Origin of the sequence: Paenibacillus sp. FSL R5-0766, assembly GCF_037971845.1 — a bacterium.
Taxonomy (GTDB): Bacteria; Bacillota; Bacilli; order Paenibacillales; family Paenibacillaceae; genus Paenibacillus.
Genome location: NZ_CP150227.1, coordinates 3137723 through 3155486 on the forward strand (window position 1 = coordinate 3137723; position 17764 = coordinate 3155486).

General features: G+C 43.9%; 15 protein-coding genes. 8 read left to right on the top strand and 7 right to left on the bottom strand.

Features of this window, described 5'->3' with window-relative positions:
- Window positions 1-46 precede the first annotated feature (46 nt).
- On the bottom strand, window positions 47-2464 hold the full coding sequence (locus tag MKY66_RS13675) for a family 43 glycosylhydrolase (protein ID WP_076211781.1): 2418 nt from the start codon (window positions 2462-2464) through the stop codon (window positions 47-49).
- 385 nt (window positions 2465-2849) lie between these two features.
- Here MKY66_RS13675 and MKY66_RS13680 point away from each other — a divergent pair, with 385 nt between their 5' ends.
- A complete protein-coding gene (locus MKY66_RS13680) occupies window positions 2850-6587 on the top strand; it encodes an alpha-L-arabinofuranosidase C-terminal domain-containing protein (protein ID WP_076211783.1) in 3738 nt (1245 codons plus the stop codon).
- Window positions 6588-6721: 134 nt separating this feature from the next.
- Here the strand turns inward: MKY66_RS13680 and MKY66_RS13685 are convergent, their stop codons facing one another.
- The 4 genes from MKY66_RS13685 to MKY66_RS13700 all read right to left on the bottom strand — a co-directional run bounded on the left by MKY66_RS13685 (window position 6722) and on the right by MKY66_RS13700 (window position 9501).
- The gene (locus tag MKY66_RS13685; protein ID WP_076211785.1) at window positions 6722-8119 is read right to left on the bottom strand and encodes a TrkH family potassium uptake protein; all 1398 of its coding nucleotides are present in this window, start codon (window positions 8117-8119) and stop codon (window positions 6722-6724) included.
- On the bottom strand, window positions 8103-8768 hold the full coding sequence (locus tag MKY66_RS13690) for a TrkA family potassium uptake protein (protein ID WP_076211787.1): 666 nt from the start codon (window positions 8766-8768) through the stop codon (window positions 8103-8105). The genes MKY66_RS13685 and MKY66_RS13690 overlap by 17 nt, the downstream gene beginning before the upstream one ends.
- A gap of 248 nt (window positions 8769-9016) precedes the next feature.
- Window positions 9017-9277 carry a hypothetical protein gene (locus MKY66_RS13695; RefSeq protein WP_076211789.1) on the bottom strand — a complete coding sequence of 87 codons (261 nt, stop codon included), beginning with the start codon at window positions 9275-9277 and terminating at the stop codon, window positions 9017-9019.
- 95 nt (window positions 9278-9372) lie between these two features.
- Window positions 9373-9501, bottom strand: coding sequence for a DUF4023 family protein (locus tag MKY66_RS13700; protein ID WP_076211791.1), 129 nt, complete (start codon window positions 9499-9501; stop codon window positions 9373-9375).
- A 206-nt stretch (window positions 9502-9707) separates the two neighbouring features.
- Here MKY66_RS13700 and MKY66_RS13705 point away from each other — a divergent pair, with 206 nt between their 5' ends.
- The 3 genes from MKY66_RS13705 (at window position 9708) to MKY66_RS13715 (ending at window position 12554) form a co-directional block, all read left to right on the top strand.
- On the top strand, window positions 9708-10460 hold the full coding sequence (locus MKY66_RS13705) for a helix-turn-helix domain-containing protein (protein ID WP_036670754.1): 753 nt from the start codon (window positions 9708-9710) through the stop codon (window positions 10458-10460).
- Between the two features lie 128 nt (window positions 10461-10588).
- On the top strand, window positions 10589-11752 hold the full coding sequence (locus MKY66_RS13710) for an MFS transporter (protein WP_076211793.1): 1164 nt from the start codon (window positions 10589-10591) through the stop codon (window positions 11750-11752).
- Window positions 11753-11990: 238 nt separating this feature from the next.
- Window positions 11991-12554 (top strand): sugar O-acetyltransferase, encoded by a 564-nt coding sequence (locus tag MKY66_RS13715; protein ID WP_076212119.1) that lies wholly within the window; start codon window positions 11991-11993, stop codon window positions 12552-12554.
- Window positions 12555-12737: 183 nt separating this feature from the next.
- On the opposite strand, the gene MKY66_RS13720 is transcribed toward MKY66_RS13715, so the two are convergent.
- A complete protein-coding gene (locus MKY66_RS13720; RefSeq protein ID WP_076211795.1) occupies window positions 12738-14171 on the bottom strand; it encodes a glycoside hydrolase family 1 protein in 1434 nt (477 codons plus the stop codon).
- A 156-nt stretch (window positions 14172-14327) separates the two neighbouring features.
- Between MKY66_RS13720 and MKY66_RS13725 the strand changes: the two genes are divergently transcribed.
- Together MKY66_RS13725 and MKY66_RS13730 are read left to right on the top strand one after the other, a co-directional pair.
- Window positions 14328-15296: a LacI family DNA-binding transcriptional regulator gene (locus MKY66_RS13725; RefSeq protein WP_076211796.1), complete on the top strand. Its 969-nt coding sequence runs from the start codon at window positions 14328-14330 to the stop codon at window positions 15294-15296.
- Window positions 15297-15501: 205 nt separating this feature from the next.
- Window positions 15502-15795 (top strand): DUF3817 domain-containing protein, encoded by a 294-nt coding sequence (locus MKY66_RS13730; RefSeq protein WP_076212121.1) that lies wholly within the window; start codon window positions 15502-15504, stop codon window positions 15793-15795.
- Between the two features lie 79 nt (window positions 15796-15874).
- Here MKY66_RS13730 and MKY66_RS13735 read toward each other — a convergent pair whose 3' ends face one another.
- A complete protein-coding gene (locus MKY66_RS13735) occupies window positions 15875-16012 on the bottom strand; it encodes a hypothetical protein (protein ID WP_167350856.1) in 138 nt (45 codons plus the stop codon).
- A gap of 118 nt (window positions 16013-16130) precedes the next feature.
- Here MKY66_RS13735 and MKY66_RS13740 point away from each other — a divergent pair, with 118 nt between their 5' ends.
- Window positions 16131-16475, top strand: coding sequence for a thioredoxin family protein (locus MKY66_RS13740; RefSeq protein ID WP_076211798.1), 345 nt, complete (start codon window positions 16131-16133; stop codon window positions 16473-16475).
- A 180-nt stretch (window positions 16476-16655) separates the two neighbouring features.
- Window positions 16656-17678, top strand: coding sequence for a LacI family DNA-binding transcriptional regulator (locus MKY66_RS13745; RefSeq protein WP_076211800.1), 1023 nt, complete (start codon window positions 16656-16658; stop codon window positions 17676-17678).
- The last annotated feature ends 86 nt before the right edge of the window (window positions 17679-17764 follow it).

A 17764-nucleotide genomic window follows, 5' to 3' on the forward strand; every position in this document is an offset into this window, starting at 1 on the left:
ATGTGTGCACTATGGAGCCCAACTGCTTGCGATAGGAGACCTTAAGTTAAGGCTTTTCTTTGGCCTGACGCTGGATTTCCTTGGCTGTTAAAGCTTTATCATATACTTTTACATTATCGAGGCTTCCTTTGTAGAACGGATCAGCCGTAAAACGACTCTTGCCTACATAAGCTTCCGTTACCTGGAGATCTTTCGGGTTAAAAGTAATTTCAGAGCTACTTGCAACCGATGTACCATTCACATACATAGTGCCCACATCACCCTGAAGGGTTACAGCGACATGAACCCACTCTTTAGAAGGCAGTGGATTTGCTGCAATCAGGCTCTGATCCCGTCCCTCATTATGAATGGTGAATTGTAATGCTCCATTATGCTGGGAGGGTGTGAGGAACATATGTCTCGTCAAACCATTTCCAAAGTCGAAAATACGCTGCCAGGACCCGCCGCCGTCCCAATTGACCCAAGCGCTAAACGTGAAATCCGTTGTATCTGTAATGAGTCCAGGTAACTGGATGAAACTGTCTGTCCCATTGAATGCAGCAGCCTGATTTTTGCCACTTGCAGCAGAACTGACCACGTTAAAGGCTTGTCCGTGATATTCGTTTTTGCTGTAATCCTGTGCGACTTTGCCAATTTTCTTGTGTTCAAAAGTATACTCCCCGAGCAATGGGCTTACCGCTTGCTGTGGAATGATAACGTTAAACGTTTTGGAGCTTACCGCAGTTCCTTTACGAATCGTTGCGGTTAATTTCACTTTGGCATCGCCCTTACCAGCGCGTGGTCGCTGCACTACACCTGTAGTGGATAGAGCCGAAGCATTGGAGCTTTTCCACGTAATGTCTGCATCACTTGTTCCCTTGGTAGGCAGAGACAGATTAAAGAACACTTGATCCGTATTGCTAATGCTCAGGTCCTTTTTCACCGCATCTACAATGTCCTGATCACTCCGTTCAACACCTTGAGTTCCCCAGATGGCAATCCCGGAGGAGGAGAGGGCGCTAAAGGTCAGAACTGTACTCTGAGATTCCGAATTCCATTCATCTGTGAAAACGCCTTTGTACACAACATTATTCGAAGTGATCTGAATCTTGTTGTCTGCACCAAGACTCCACGTTCCTGTCACGGCACCATGAATCTGCCCATCTGCCGTGAACTGAACGGTCTGGGATGGCTTGATGTCCGCCGTGATGTCCTTACCATGATTCACCCATTGGTACTGACCGGCGATATCCTGAGTTGTCAGTTGCGTGGTATCTTCTCCCAAAGCCGCATAGCGATATGGAGAAACAACGGGCCAACCATCTGCATTCATATGCATCTCGTGTACGCGAACTTCATGCTCTTCGCCACGCCCTGGAAAGCGAGTATGGAAGATGAGAAATTGTTTGCCAGTCTCCGGATCAACATAAGCAGAGTTATGTCCTGGCGATACATAGCCGCTACCTAGGCCTGTGCCCGGATCACCGATCTGTCTCTCGAACAGGAAGTTCCCCATCAATTTGACTCCAAAAGGCTCAATAGAACGATCATCAAACAATGGTTTATCCTTGTCCGCTTTAACGTTGATCATATCGTTTCCTTCCGCATCGAGGAAAGGCCCATCCGGTGATTGGGAGCGAGCAACACGAATGTTGTATCCTCCATCAGCACCTAGTCCACCGTAAGACAGGTACAGATAATAATAATCGGTTTCTGGACTGTAGAGCATATAAGGGGCTTCAATACGACTATGATTGCCTCCGGTCAGCTTTTTGCCATACCCTTGATTTGGCAGTGGTTTGCCTGTCGTTGCGTCCATCTCCAGAATGAAAATCCCTCCGGAATACGAGCCATACACCATCCATAACTTGCCGTTTTTATCATAGAAGACATCAGGATCAACCACATTGGGATGAATCGTTGCATCGTAAATGGTACCATCCTCACTGATCTGATCCCACATGCCGGATTTTAACAGAATGCCTTGATCCTTATAAGGGCCTTCGATATTGTCTGCGACAGCAATGCCGAGCGCTGATCGCGGGGAGTCCCCTTTACAAGCATTGTAGTACATATAAAATTTGCCGTCCGCGAGCTGAATGACATCTGCCGCCCATAACGTATCCGTCTGCGCCCACTCCAACGCTTCAGCGAATTCCTGGGTTACATTGGGGACAACAGGGTTGTTATCCGTAACGCCGGAGGCGACCAGATCCCAGTTCAAAAAGTCTTTGGACTTAGCTACTTGCAGGTGTGAACCAAAAATATAAAACGTATCATCCACCTTAATGACGGAAGGGTCATGCACAGAAACATTTTTGAATGATGGAGCAGGAGTTGCGATAGTTGTGGTGGAAGTCTGCGAGTTACCCACGGGTGCCTCTGAACCATTTGCGAACACCGAGACCGGTGCCAAAGTTGTTGCAGTAAGTAATGTGGTGCTTAGTACAGAAATGTTAAGTACGCGTACCCAATAACGTTTCATACGTTTCCCCTTTCCTATTTCCCGGAATGAAAAATAACCCGATACTTGGCAACACACGATATAAGGTTCGACAGACCTCCTTTGGGTATTTCATTATATCAAGCGCTTTCATTTGTTATATTATCAATTGGTTTATATGTTTGTAAACCATAAATATAATGCTTATAAGACTAAAATGAATAAATAAAGAGAGACGGGAAGAACTGATAAGGCTCATCACATTCTAATAAACCAGTTGTCTTTCTCAAATTTAGGATTGAAATGGGGATCGATGATGCGCTATTATTACGTTTAAGAAATGTGTTTAACTATTTATCAATCATTTTATATTAATACGAACAAAAAGCGTGAACTGACAATTTCCAACTACATAGGAGGTAAGAACATGGGCACATATCAAAATCAATTAATCGCACAATACACGTTCGAAGATACCGTTCAGATCGGGAAGGACAGTTCCGGTAAGGGACATGATGGTATAGCCAAAGGTGAGATTCTACCTGTGATATCCGAGTTAAAAGGCAGAACGGCGGTGAGTTTCAACGGTGGAGCGAATGGAACTTCTTATCTGCAATTACCCTCGAATCTGCTTCGTGATGTAAGCGATAACACGGGAATTACGATTGCCACTTGGGTGTTTCTGGGCAAGGGGTCTAATGTGTGGGAACGCATTTTTGACTTTGGCAAAGGGGAGAAGGGGCCGTATTTATTTCTGACACGTCAGCTTCTGGGTACGTTATATGCTGGTGATAATCTGGTTGTCCACCCAAGCCGGGGAGTTGTAAGTGGAGAGTGGATGCACATTGCACTCTCCGTGGCAGGCAGCCAAGGGGGGACTTTGAGCAGTGCGGGACCAATTGTGTATGTAAATGGGGAGAAGGCCGCAGACGGTTCGATCAGTCAGACGTCGAGCGGCAATTATGCCAAATTGCGCGAATGGTTTGATTCGTTCACCGATCCTGAGAATTATAGCCAGAATTATATTGGACGTTCCCAGTATGCAGCGGATGTGGATTTTGCAGGTTCGTTATCCGACTTCCGGATCTATGGGGCAGCGCTCACCATGGATGAAGTCATTGAAGTGATGTGTGAGTCACTGACCGATGAAGCGATTGTGAAGCTTGCGGCGGACAAGTACTTGTCCTTCCCCAACCAAATCATCACCAAGGATGTATCATTACCTGCAGACTTGCTGGGTGGTAAAGTGTCTGTTGAATGGAGCTCCAGTGCTCCAGAAGTTCTGTCTGAGAACGGAGGGGTTCAGGCAATCACATCGGCACAGGAGGTTACGCTCCGTGCGCTTTTGAACAGAGGTGATCGTAAGATAAGCCAAAGCTTTAACGTGTCTGTTGTGCCAGCGCATCTCCCGCCTTATACGGTGACCATCCATGGAGATCAGAAGGTGGCTGACATCAGTGAAGTCATGTATGGACTTTTTTACGAGGATATTAACAACGCGGCAGATGGCGGAATCTATGCAGAGCTTGTTCAGAATCGATCATTTGAGTCTTTTGCATTTGATACGTACTCGCATGACTCTGGAGAATGTGGTTGTTCGACAGGTCGAAATCGTGAACCTTTGTTTGCCTGGTCAGGCGATACCGAGAAAATGCTCGTACAGCATACGGACGGACTGAACGTTCACTTTAACGTGGAAGACCCTGAAGTAAATGCTTATTATGTCACGGTTCAGGATGGGGCTACGATTCGGAATCGTGGATTCTCCGACTCCAACCAGCATTGTGCCATGTCCATCAAGCAGGGCGAATCATATGACTTTACCGTATGGGCAAAAGCAGAATCGGCAGGAACGATCACTGTTCAATTGCAGGATGGAAGAGACACTTCCATCAGTGATTCGGTAACGCTGCATGTTGAAGGTGGGAACACATGGAAGAAATACGGTCTGTCTCTAACCGGAACGGAGACTGTACTTGGTCAACTGGCACTTACGTTTGCAGGTGACATCTCCATCGATATGGTGTCCTTAGTCCCTCAAAATGTATGGGGAGCTGATCCGACAGAAGAAGGGATATCGGCTACAGCACATGCCAACTACACAGGTAACCCGAACTATCGATTGAGAAAAGATCTAATCCAGGCACTTGCAGATCTGCATCCGAAGTTCTTGCGTTTTCCGGGAGGATGTATCTCGGAGGGATCTTTTATCTGGGATAACGTATATGACTGGAAGGATTCTGTGGGTCCGGTTGAGCTCCGCAAAGAGAATTATAATGTCTGGGGTTACATGATGACGATGGGCCTTGGTTATATGGAGTACTTCCAACTGGCGGAAGATCTGAATGCCGCTCCAGTTCCAGTCATGGCTTGTGGTGTGTTGTGTCAGGCACGCTCGGATTATGCTCACCCTGCGGGTGGCGCTTTAAGGGATTATTATATCCGCAACTTTACAGACCTGATTGACTTTGCGCTCAGTACAGACTTTGAACACAACGAATGGGCGGCGGTACGAAGCCAGATGGGACATCCTGAACCGTTTGATCTTCGTTATCTGGGCGTAGGCAATGAGAACTGGGGCACTGAATTTTTTGCCAACTTCGAAGTATTCAAACGTTCAATAGATGAGTACATGAAACAGAACTATCCTGATCATGAGCTGCACATTATCTCGACGGTTGGAGCTCAGGCGGATGATGATGCGTACCAGGAAGGATGGAAATTCCTCAGCGGGAATCTGACCGGGTCAGCTCAGGTTGCTTTTGCAGATGGCACTGAGGTGATTGAGGAGACCGTAACTTGGTATGAGAATCAGGACAATTACATGGACACCATTGCAGATGAGCACTACTACCGCTCCAATGAATATTTGCTGAATAACGTAGATCGGTACAACTACTATGACCGGGCCTATCTTGAAGACGGAAGTATCGATTGGAAAGAAACATCCAAAGTATTTGTGGGAGAATATGCTTCCACGGACAAAAACACGCTGGCAGGAGCGGTAGCAGAAGCTGCGATCATGACTGGATTTGAAAATAACGCGGACGTTGTTCGTTTGGCTGCCTATGCGCCATTGTTCAACAAAGTACTAACGGATGGTACTTACCGCTGGACGCCAGACTGCATCTGGTTTGATGATGAAACAGTATGGTATACACCGAATTATTATGTACAGCAGCTTTTTGCAAAATATGTAGGGGATCAGGTGCTTGAGACTTCATTCTCCACCTATAGCAAAGGCAAACCGTTGAATCTCATTCCTCGTGGAGGCATCGAGATTGCAACAGGTCATGCAGACATCGTGGTGAAACGAGTCACAGTGACGTCCAATGTGGATGGAACGATACTGCTAGATGAAGATTTCAGGGAACGTACAGAGCCAAGTGACGCATGGAGACAGATTCCCGGATCGGAAGGATACACATTAACCGCAGGAAAAGGACTCATTTTGAAGGCACAATCAAGTGGATTGAATGGATTGTATCTGCTAAATGACGAATGGACCAACTACCAAGTTCACGTTGAGGCTGAAAGAATTTCAGGTGAGGATGGTTTTTACATTGGCGTGGGACTGACGGATATCTCACCTGAGAACAAGGATGTTATTGAGTACGCAATCAGTTATGGCGGGAACGCAACAGGCGTAAAGGTGTACAAACAAGGGATTGAGGGTTACACCTTGGGAGACTATTCATCCAGTTCGGCAGCCGGTAACCTGAGAGCGGCCAACTATGAACCACTGGAGAATGGGACTAATTATACAATCACGGTTAACTATGGTGGGGATACAGGAAAGAATCTGATCTGCTCCTATACAGACGGACGTAATACCAGCAAGGTTCTGGATTACAAGCTGGAAGCTTACAACCGGGAAGTGTTCCACTCTGTTACAAAAGACGCACGGCATGTGTATGTGAAACTGGTCAATGCAGATGGTGTGGATAAATCAACCCGGATTTGCCTTCAGGATCTGAAGGTGGATACTTCAGCCAGGCTGATCACACTTACTGGAGAAGATCATCTGGTGCATATTCCGAATGTGAATCAGAAGAATGATGAGAAAGTGGTTCCCCAAGAACAGGAGATTAAGTTGAATGGTGAATCAGCGATTGTATGTTTGCCTGCTCATTCGGTAAATGTACTTATTATGAATCTTCTGTAAGAAAAATATATAAATAATGCCCCTTTAAGCAGACAACTGTCGTTTGCTTAAGGGGGCGTTTTGCTAGGAAACATGGTTGGGAAATAAAAAGCAATCATTGTTCCGCAATAGGATAACATGTTCTTCGTCGTATGTTAACCAATGAGGACATGATCCTCTGCATAACCGATTTTGGATGTACGTTTCTTCTGCGCCAATGCAAAAGCCAGAGTTAGTGGTCCCAATCGTCCTGCAAACATCGTAATGGTGACTATAATTTTACCCGCAACACTCAACTCACTTGTCAGACCCATCGATAGTCCTGTAGTGCTAAAAGCCGAAGTGGCTTCAAACAGAACATCCAGAAAATGATTTTCAAGAATGCCTTCGGATATGGATAACAAAATGGAGATCCCAAGTACAAAGGCAAGGGCACTTAAGACAACAGCGAGTGCGCGCATCACTGTTTCTTCTGCAATTTTACGCTCAAAAGCATGAATTTGTCCGCCGCCTCGAAATGTTTGAATGGTCGCAAGAACAAGAACCACAAAAGTATTGATTTTAATTCCTCCACCTGTTCCGCCGGAAGAAGCCCCAATGAACATTAGAATAATAATGAAAAATTGGGATGTGGCCAACATACTTCCAATGTCAATGGTGTTGAATCCGGAGCTTCGAGGAGCAGTACCCTGAAATAGAGAAGCCCATATACGTTCACCGAAAGATAAATCAGCGAACGTAGCAGGATTCCAACTCTCGATTAAGAAGATGGTGATGAATCCGAACAAGTATAGAGAAAAACTGCCGATTAATACTATCTTTGAATGCAAGGAGAGCTTTCTCCATGAACGTTTGCGGAATACATCCACAACCACAATATAACCCAAGCCGCCAATGATAAAGAGCGTAATGACCGTAAGATTAACAATCGGGTCACCAACAAATGGGGTAAGGCTATCACTCCAAAGAGAGAAACCCGCATTATTGAAGGCAGAGATGGAATGGAATATGGCGTAATAGAAAGCTTGTCCCCATCCCAAATCGCTCTGCCAGCGCAATGTAAGAACCACTGTAGCCAGCGCTTCAAAAGCAAAGGCTATAAGTACAATATACATGGATAGCTTAACCAGACCTTGAGCTGAGGAGGTATTGGTGGCTTGTTGAATAAGAAGCCTCTGTTTCAAGCCAATCCGTTTCCCCAGAATAATAGCTACCATTACACCTAGTGTCATGAACCCTAGTCCACCAACCTGAATCAAAATCATGATAATGACCTGTCCGAATGTTGAAAAGACACTCCCTGTATCCAAGACAATCAGCCCATTTACACATATAGCAGAGGTTGCTGTGAACAAGGCATCAAGTAAACCGATGGAAGTCCCGGTACGTGAAGATATCGGCAGTGCAAGCAATATAGCTCCGATCCAGATGAGAGTGAAGAAGATCATCATGATAAGTTGAGGAGGGCTCATATTATTTTTTAACTTGTTCACAATTGATTCAATGTTCATTAGGGCCGAAGTTTTCATTACACGTTTATTTCTTTGGTTCATAATCACTCTCCAGATTCCGAATGTCATCGTTACTGCCTATTAACAGGAGCATATCTCCCGCACGGACTATGTCTTCTGCCATGGGTGAGATATTTAAGTTATTCCCCGTTTTGATGGCGATAACGGTACATCCATATTCAGCTCGAATATTGAGTTCTAGCAATGTCTTTTGATTCATGCTTAAGGGAGCTCTGATCTCGACCAGATTATAATCTGAAGACAATTCAATGGAATCAATGATGTTGTCTGAACTAAGCTGATTCCCCAGTCTCGTGGCCATGTCACGTTCAGGGTAAACAATCTGATCCGCACCGATCTTGCTAAGCACACTACCGTGATTATCATTTTTGGCCTTGGCTGTTACTTTGGGCACATTAAGTTCTTTCAACAATAGAGTGGTCAGTATACTTGCTTGCAGATCTTCGCCGATCGCAACAATGGCGTGTGAAAAGTTACTTGCCCCAAGCTCCATAAGGACTGATTTGTCAGTACAGTCTGCTTGTACGGCATGGGTTGCCACCGTTGAAATTTCCTGAACAAGAGTTTCGCTTTTGTCTACTGCGAGCACTTCATGCCCGTTTTTAATGAGTGTGTGTGTCAAGCTTGAACCGAATCGTCCAAGACCAAGTACCATAAACTGTTTTTTCATAATATCCCTCATTGTAATCAAAATAAATAATGGTTTTCTCTATATCTTAATAGGTAAATATTACTTTACGTATTCAGGATTGCAAGGTTTCATATCGTAGTTAGCAAACCTTGGTCCAACATGTCTATGTCTATGCATATCTTCAAAAGAGTTCATTCTAATGGCTCAAGAATAGAATTGCAACAAATTAATTCCAAAATGAAAAATGGTGCGCTCCCATAAGGAGAGGCACCATTCTTTGGGGCAAATTATTTTCGTTTCAATAACAGAACCCCGCTGATTGCTGACGTTTTGTAGCGGTAGACCACTTTGAATCCAATATCATTGTCCAGCAAACAGTTTAATGCATTGATCAACCGTGCACCAGGAACCAGTGTGAATGTACATGGAGACGTATTACCAATCACACGTACACTTTGGATTCTGCGCGCAGAACCGGGAATGAGCGGATTTCTAGACCAGTAGATTAACACCAGATCTGGTTGTCGAACAGCATTGACACGAGCCATACTAATCATCTCTTTTCTATTAAAGGTTCTTAATAGTAGATGAAAAGTAGAGGAAAGGGTGTTAGACGGAAGTCATGCTGTTTAATAAATAGACTCTACTTATTCGTTGAGTGCTGTTTGGATGGTAGCTTGTCCCCTGGCGTTCCCTTGCCGTTGTTTTTATTGTGACGCGCTTTTTCGGCATTTTCGTTAATTTTTTTCACAAAATCTTGAGTACTTTCCATTTTAAATTACAGCTCCTTTCACAAGCAAAATGTGTATTCCCGATTGTTAATATAACCACTGGAAAGTGATTTTATTTTGGTGACATCGCTAAATTTAATTCTGATTCCACCTGCCTAGGTCAGTTGGGACATACTGGACATGGGAGGTTCATGCATCTAAACTAGATAGATCAGACACACTAAGAAGGGATGCGCCGATCCATACCATGTTGCAGAAATTCGGGTTTACACAATATGAAAGTCAGGTATACGAGGCTATATTCGCGCAGGATGAACCGCTTGATGCCACATCGATTGTAAATTACTCCAACGTTCCCAAAGCCAAAATCTATGAAGTGCTCAACCGTCTGATCGACAAGGGAACGGTGCTGACAACGATGGATGGGAAGAAGAAACTATATATGGCTGTGGATCTTCAGTCCATTATTCATAAGATTAAAGCTGATTTTGAGAAAGATATTGAGGAATTGAAGAGTTACAAAATCAAACGTACATTCACCGATGAACATATCTGGACGTTAAAAGATGAGTCTTCCATCGCATCAAATATCGAACAGCTGATCGAGGAAGCAGATTCATCAATTCTTTTTCTGGCCTGGAATGAGCGAATGGAGAAATATCGTGAACTGCTGGAGCAGAAGGAAAAGCAGGGCGTGTACGTTGAAGTGCTTGCCGTTGGGGGAATGGAGACATCCTTAAACCGGATATACTCGTTGATTCCATTGCTTGATGCGCCAGAACCTTCACAGCTGCTTATTGTGGATCATGCGTATTTGCTGTTTGCCGGTGTGGAGCACGATTCATGGCGAGCGATCAAGACGATGTCCAAACCGATTGTCAAAGCGATGACGGATTATTTCTACCATGATGTTGCCCTTACTCAGATTACCAAAAAATACGGTGACCAACTGTTACAGGATGCTGAAATCGAGAAACTGCTCACCAGGTTGATCTATTAAAACTATTCTCTCGGAGGATAGTTTTTTTTGTTATATCTTTGTTTGAAAACAATCATGAAAATAACTATTGAAACTTTCATTCTTATGGGTTACTATCGTAGTTGTAACTTTTTGAGGAGGATTCAAAAATGAATAAGAAAGTATATGTGCTCGCTATCGCAGCATTTGTGGTCGGAACCGTTGAACTGATCTTGGGCGGAATTCTGGACCTGATTGCTACGGATCTTCATCTTTCCCTGGCCAAAGCGGGGTATTTAATCTCTATTTTCTCACTTGTCTATGCGTTGTCTGCACCGATTTTATTAAATATGACGGCCAGATTCGAGCGTAAAAAGGTATATATGTGTACGCTGTTTGTTTTTCTGATCAGTAACCTGATCTCTGCATTTAGTTCCAGTTTTTATATGCTGATGGCAGGCAGAGCACTCGGAGCCGCCACGGGTTCACTTATTTTTGTGCTCTCCCTGACCCTTGCAGCACGTATTGTGGAACCACAATATAAAGGACGCGCCGTGGGGATTATTACCATGGGAGGCAGTGCATCACTTATCTTGGGTGTACCTCTTGGAATCTTTGTAGGTAACTTGGCAGGCTGGCGTGAGGTGTTTATGTTGATCGCTATTCTCACAGCAGTGGTTATGGTGGCCATCTGGATTGCGATGGATCGTGTACAGCCTATTCCTGCTGTATCCCTGAAGAAACAGCTTACGGCACTGTGGAATCCAAAAATGTTGGCAATCCATGCTACAACTTTGCTTGTGCTTGCGGGTCATTTGACTTTATATGCGTATTTCACGCCATTCTTGCAAGAAACGCTGGGTGCCAGTGCGACGATGGTCACCTTTATCTATATGATGTTTGGGATCGCCGCTGTTGCAGGGGGAGGAATCGGGGGCATGTTATCCGATCGTCTGCATCCTGCTAAAGCCATTATCATTGTGCTGATTCCCTTTATCGTGAGTATGGCTGTCATTCCGTTCAGTGTGGGATTGCCTTTGATCGCCTTCTTGTTATTGTTAAGCATCTGGAGTGCACTGAGTTGGACCGTTACGCCTGTGCAGAATAGTCTCATTATCAAAACTTCGCCGGAAACAGCCGAAACGCTAATCAGCACCAACTCAGGTATTGCACATGCAGGTATTGCACTGGGTACCTATATCGGCGGCATGGTGATCGATCATTCATCGATTCTGAACACCGGATGGGTTGGTTCTGTTCTGATTCTGCTTGGTTTGGTGACTGCCATCTATGCCATTAGCGTTAAGGAAAAAACCGTTCAGGCGGTTGCTTAGAATAAAGAAATTAGACAAAAAGCTTGAACCTCTGCATTCCCATAGTCTAATGGGTGTAGAGGTTTTTTTATTGTTGATACGCTAGAGTATGCGTCAGTAGAATAAACCATTTTCATATCGAGCAAAACTTGCTTTATTCATGGTAATCTATATAATTAAAAGAGTTTTAAAAAGTGTTTTTAGAGAGATTGAGCTTTAACTTATTTATAGATAGAAGATGGGAAGTGCTTACTAAATGATGACTGAAAAAGAGAAATCTCAATTAGGGCTTTTATATAATGCCAATTATGATCAAGAGTTAATTGAAGAGCGTTTACATGCCAAAGGACTTTGTTACGATTATAACCAGCTTCATCCAGCCAAGATCAATGAAAGAGAAGCGTTAATCAAGAAACTGCTGGGGAAAACGACGGATCGTTTCCTGATTGAACAGCCATTTGTATGTGATTACGGCTATAATATTGAAATTGGTGAGAACTTCTATAGCAATCATAATATTATCATGCTGGATGGAGGGAAAATCAGTTTTGGAGATAACGTTTTTGTTGCTCCCAATTGTGGATTTTATACCGCAGGCCACCCTTATGATGTTGAGCAGCGCAATGAAGGTCTGGAGATCGTTGGACCCATCACGGTGGGCAATAATGTGTGGATCGGTGGCGGTGTGACGGTTCTTGCCGGAGTGACGATTGGAGATAATACGATCATCGGCGCAGGGAGTGTAGTGACCAAGAGTATACCGTCTGGTGTGATTGCTGCGGGTAATCCTTGCAGGGTCCTTCGCAAGATAACGGAAGAATAAATAGTGAACAATGTGATAGTAGCTAATGAGAATGCCCGATGCGTAACATCGGGTGTTTCTTTTTGAAAATTAAAATAAAATCCCCAGACAGAAAACATGCCAAGGTATCGTATGACCGACACTTTTTCATGTGATTTGTCTGAGGGCTAGAAGAATGGTTCTGTTACATTTGCTTAAAAAACCTTAACGCTGCAAACTTTTCCCGTTACTGCTGATCACTTCTTTGTACCAATGGAAGGATTTCTTGCGATAACGTTCGAGTGTTCCTGATCCATCGTCATGACGATCCACATAGATATAGCCATAACGTTTTTTCAACTGGGCAGAAGACGCACTGACAACATCAATGCAACCCCATGAAGTATAACCCATAATTTCAACGCCATCTTCAATCGCTTCACCAACTTGAACCAGATGATCATTCAGATACTGGATTCGGTAGTCATCTTCAACTGTTTTCTCGCCGTCCGCACCCGTGATCAATTCATCAACAGCACCAAGACCATTCTCTACAATAAACAGTGGTTTTTGATAGCGGTCATAGAACATGTTAAGCACATAACGCAATCCTTGCGGGTCAATCTGCCATCCCCATTCACTTGCTGGCAGATAAGGGTTAGGTACACCCCCAAGAAGGTTACCTTCACCTGCGATTTGCTTCTCCGGGTCTGCTGTTTGACAGATACTCATGTAATAACTGAAAGAGATAAAGTCTACCGTATTCAGCAACATTTCCTCGTCGCCAGCTTCCATCTGAATCTCGATTCCATTTTCACGGAAGTAACGTTTCATATAACCAGGGTAGCGACCTCTTACGTGTACATCGCCGAAGAAATAGTTGCTATGTTCGAATTCCATGACTTTAATCATATCGTCCGGATTTGGTGTCAGCGGGTAGGTAGGCATACTGAGCATCATACAACCAATCTGTGCCGTAGGAATGATCTCATGACAGAGCTTCACAGCGGAAGCACTGGCTACAAACTCATGATGGATCGCCTGATAGAGATCTTGCTTGCTAAGCTTTTCCTTAGGCGTGTAGATGCCTCCACTCATGAAGGGTGCTTCAAGAATCGAATTGATTTCGTTAAAGGTAAGCCAGTATTTTACTTTGTTTTTATAACGTTTAAATACGGCAGTTACATAACGCTCATAGAATCCAACCATTTTCCGGTTAACCCAGCCGTCGTATTCTTTGGAAAGGTGAAGAGGTGTCTCATAGTGGGAAAGCGTAACCAGTGGTTCGATCCCGTATTTGTGACACTCGTCAAACAGATCGTCGTAGAACTGCAATCCTTCTTCATTTGGCTCCAGCTCGTCCCCTTTTGGGAAAATCCGGGACCAGGCAATGGAAGTACGGAATACCTTGAAGCCCATCTCGGCAAACAGTTTCACATCTTCCTTGTAGCGATGATACAAATCGATACCGATTAGTTTCATGTTATCTTCGGTTGGCTCTTCCGTGATTGGCCCCATGATGCCTTTGGGAGCTACATCCTGAGTAGATAATCCTTTGCCGCCTTGATTGTATGCACCTTCAGCCTGGTTGGCTGCAATTGCGCCACCCCACAGGAAATTTTCCGGGAATTGATAGGTGTGATTTTGAGAGTTACTCATGTGTATCGCTCCATTCATCAAATTATATTAAGATGATTCATATATGACATAAAAAAAGCTTAAACGTTGTAACGGGTTACACGTCAAGTTTTACTTTTGACCCAGATCTGAGGCATACTATTATTCTATAGTTCGTTAGCAAGAAGGGAGTCTCCGATGTCCAAGTTTGATGAAATTATGAAGCGGTCCGGTTACTCAAAAGCGACAGTGTCACGCGTGATTAATCATTCTCCGCATGTTAGTGATGAAGCAAGACAGATCATAACGGATATTATGAAACAGTTGAATTATATTCCCAACCGGAATGCGGTATCGTTATCTACAGGGCAGACAAAACAGATTGGAATTGTGACCTCTACCACAGGTGAGATCATTCTTACATTCATGAATCAATTCATTGATACAGCCATGGATTTTGGGTTTCAGACGATTATCTATACATCCCGTGGAGATCCGGAGATTGAATTGCAGGCGTTCGAAGATCTGCGCAGTAAACGAGTCGATGGGCTAGTTATTATTGCTTGTGTCAATGATCCTCGGAAATTAAAGGCGTATATGGAATACGGTCCGATTGTCTCCTGGCAGCGAATGGGGAATGACGAGATTCCGTCTGTTGCGATGGATCAGGCAGAAGGGTATAAGTTAGCTCTGGAGCATCTGGTATCAAGAGGATACACCCGAATTGCGAATGCATTTGGCAGGGCTGAAAGTTTGAATACCCAGAGCCGCCGAGAAGCCTATGAATCTTTCATGAAGAGCAGAGGGTTGCATGTGTGGACTGAAGCATATCAATATTCCGTATTTAGCTCCTCCGATGGCGAAGAAGCGATGGGAAGAATGGCTGAGGGGCCAGAACTTCCACAGGCCGTATTATGTTCCAATGATTATGCAGCCATCGGCATTCTGAGTGAAGCACGTAGACGGAATATTCAGGTACCGGAACAACTCGCCATTGTGGGGTTTGATGATATCGAGCTTTCCCGCGTTCTTGGAATCACGACCATACACAATCCGATTGCGGAGCAAGCCACCCAGGCTTTCCATCACTTGTGGGCTGTATTGGGTAAAACAGAGTTGCGGACCGAACAGCTGACATACCAGCTGATTGAGCGTGAGACGACTTGAATTCGTAAGACCCGATGTGGGAATAAGGTTTAATGGATTCAATAATTATTCAAATTTGAAGCATCTTCGACTCAAACTCATACGTTATACTGAAGATGAGCTTCAGAACGACATATCTGTACGGAGATGTGGCGTGAAGTTTTTGTAGCATGTTACAAGTTACATATTTCACAAACGATCTGCGGGAAAGGTGAGAATGAACTTTATGAAGACAGTGACAGGCCGATTCAGAATTGCGGGCATATGGGAGGGCGTATCCTTACTTCTATTGATTTTTATTGCTATGCCTCTGAAATATTTTGCAGATATCTCTTCCGCTGTAGCCGTAATGGGCATGATTCATGGTATTTTGTTTCCTTTGTACCTTATTGCGCTAGTGCATTTGGCTTTGGTCAAAAAATGGAAGATAACACGTTGGCTGATGGGTGGACTGGCCGGTCTATTGCCGTTTGGAACTTTTGTATTTGAATCTTATCTTCGGAAAAGAAATTGGAAATAAAAATCAATAAGAATAAATGAAAGCAGGCGACTAATTCAGATGTTATCCGAATTGTCGCCTGTTACTTTCTGTACAAGTACTACTTTACTGTACCTTGTTGACGATCGGACAACAAGCTGACTCCAATATCGCCAGAGGCATTCGACACAGGTGCATACGCCGAGAAGGAAGTAACAACAACCAGGGCAGTGAACAGAAATAGGAATGATTTTTTCATACCATAACCTCTTTCATATGGGGATATATTCCATTTGATTCTAACCCACATAGGCTATACTTGAAAAGAAAAAGTTTAAATGAGCAAGCTATTGAATAACTGAAAGGGTTGAGCTTCTATGAAAGATATTCATGAGTTAACATCCATAGAAATGGTTGAAGAAGTTATTCAACAACATGAATTGGTTTTTTTGTATGTATCTCGGCCAGAGTGCAGTGTATGTCACGCCTTACTCCCCAAGATCAGGACGTTGCTTGAACCTTATCCATCAATATACCTGGGTCACATTAATGCTAATGAAGTGGAAGAGGTTGCGTCCAAGTTTCTTATTTTTACCGTTCCAACAATGATCATGCTTGTGGAGCAGAAGGAATATATTCGAGCGGATCGTTTTGTTCGCTTGGAACGTCTGGAGGAGCAGCTGCAACAGATTCACTCCATGTATATCCAAGATGAGGAATAGAAAGCTAAAGCTTCATGAACGGCGGCTCATACATGAGCCGTTTTTTTGCGCCAGCAGTAGCGTATAGCTATGAATAAAGTACATGATGCCTGAACTCACAAATTAAAGTGTTGCCATGAAAACGGTTTTATGATAATTTAAACATTATAAAAACGTTTTTATAGTAAAGGAACAAAACTTATGGCAAAGATAACGATTAAAGATGTAGCAAGGGAAGCGGGCGTATCCATATCGACGGTCTCCAACGCTTTGAATGGTGTAGATGTCTTGAACCCGGAGACGAAATCACATGTTCTAAAGGTAGCAGAGCGTTTAAATTATGTGCCCAATCTGAATGGCAAGCTGTTGAAGTCCGGTCAAACCAAAATGCTCGGTTTTTTTACCACAAGTGTATCGGGTCCGTATTTCTATAAGCTGGTTGAGTCGATGTCTCGCGAATGTGATCGTCTTGGGTATGGTTTGAATGTATTTGTGACCAAGGATAAACACGTAATTATGAGTAATATTCTGGGTCGGCGGGTGGATGGTGTCATTATTTACGAAGAACTTCGGATCGATGAGCAAGATATTATCGCTATGGAGAAAGACAAGATCAAGGCGGTTTTTCTGGACCGGGTCTATCAGAGCGATACGATGGGAAGTGTCATTTTTGACTCTTACGTGGCGGCTTATGAAGCAACCAAGTATTTAATTGGGCTGGGGCACAAGAACATTGCTTATATTTCGGGCGTGGACACGATGTTTGACAGTGTGCAACGGAGAGATGGCTACTTGGCTGCCTTGCGTGAATACCAGCTTCCAATCGATGAAGATTACATTATACAAGGATATTTTGAGGAGGAGAGCACGTATAGTGCGATAAAATCTTTTCTTCATTTGCACCCCGGCAAGCGGCCTGATGCATTTCTTGCAGGGAATGACTTGAGTGCAATTGGCTGTATGCATGCGTTGAAGTCTGAGGGTTTTGAAGTACCTCAAGATGTTAGTGTCGTGGGTTTCGACGATATTGATATCGCACAGTATTTTTCTCCACCGCTCACAACGGTAAGAAATCAAATTGCAAGACAGGGTATCCTGGCAATTAATCAACTGGTGGGTATGATCAAGGAGAAAGAACAAGGGGCTGCACAAAAATTGGCGGGTGAGCTGGTGGTGAGAGGTTCAAGCCATGTGAAGATCGACCGGAAAGATTATCGTACATAAGCTGACTCATCTTCTCCGGTCTTTTTTTTACATAAACATAAACAAAGGGGTTTTTTATGTCGAAAAATAAAAACGTTTTTATAAAC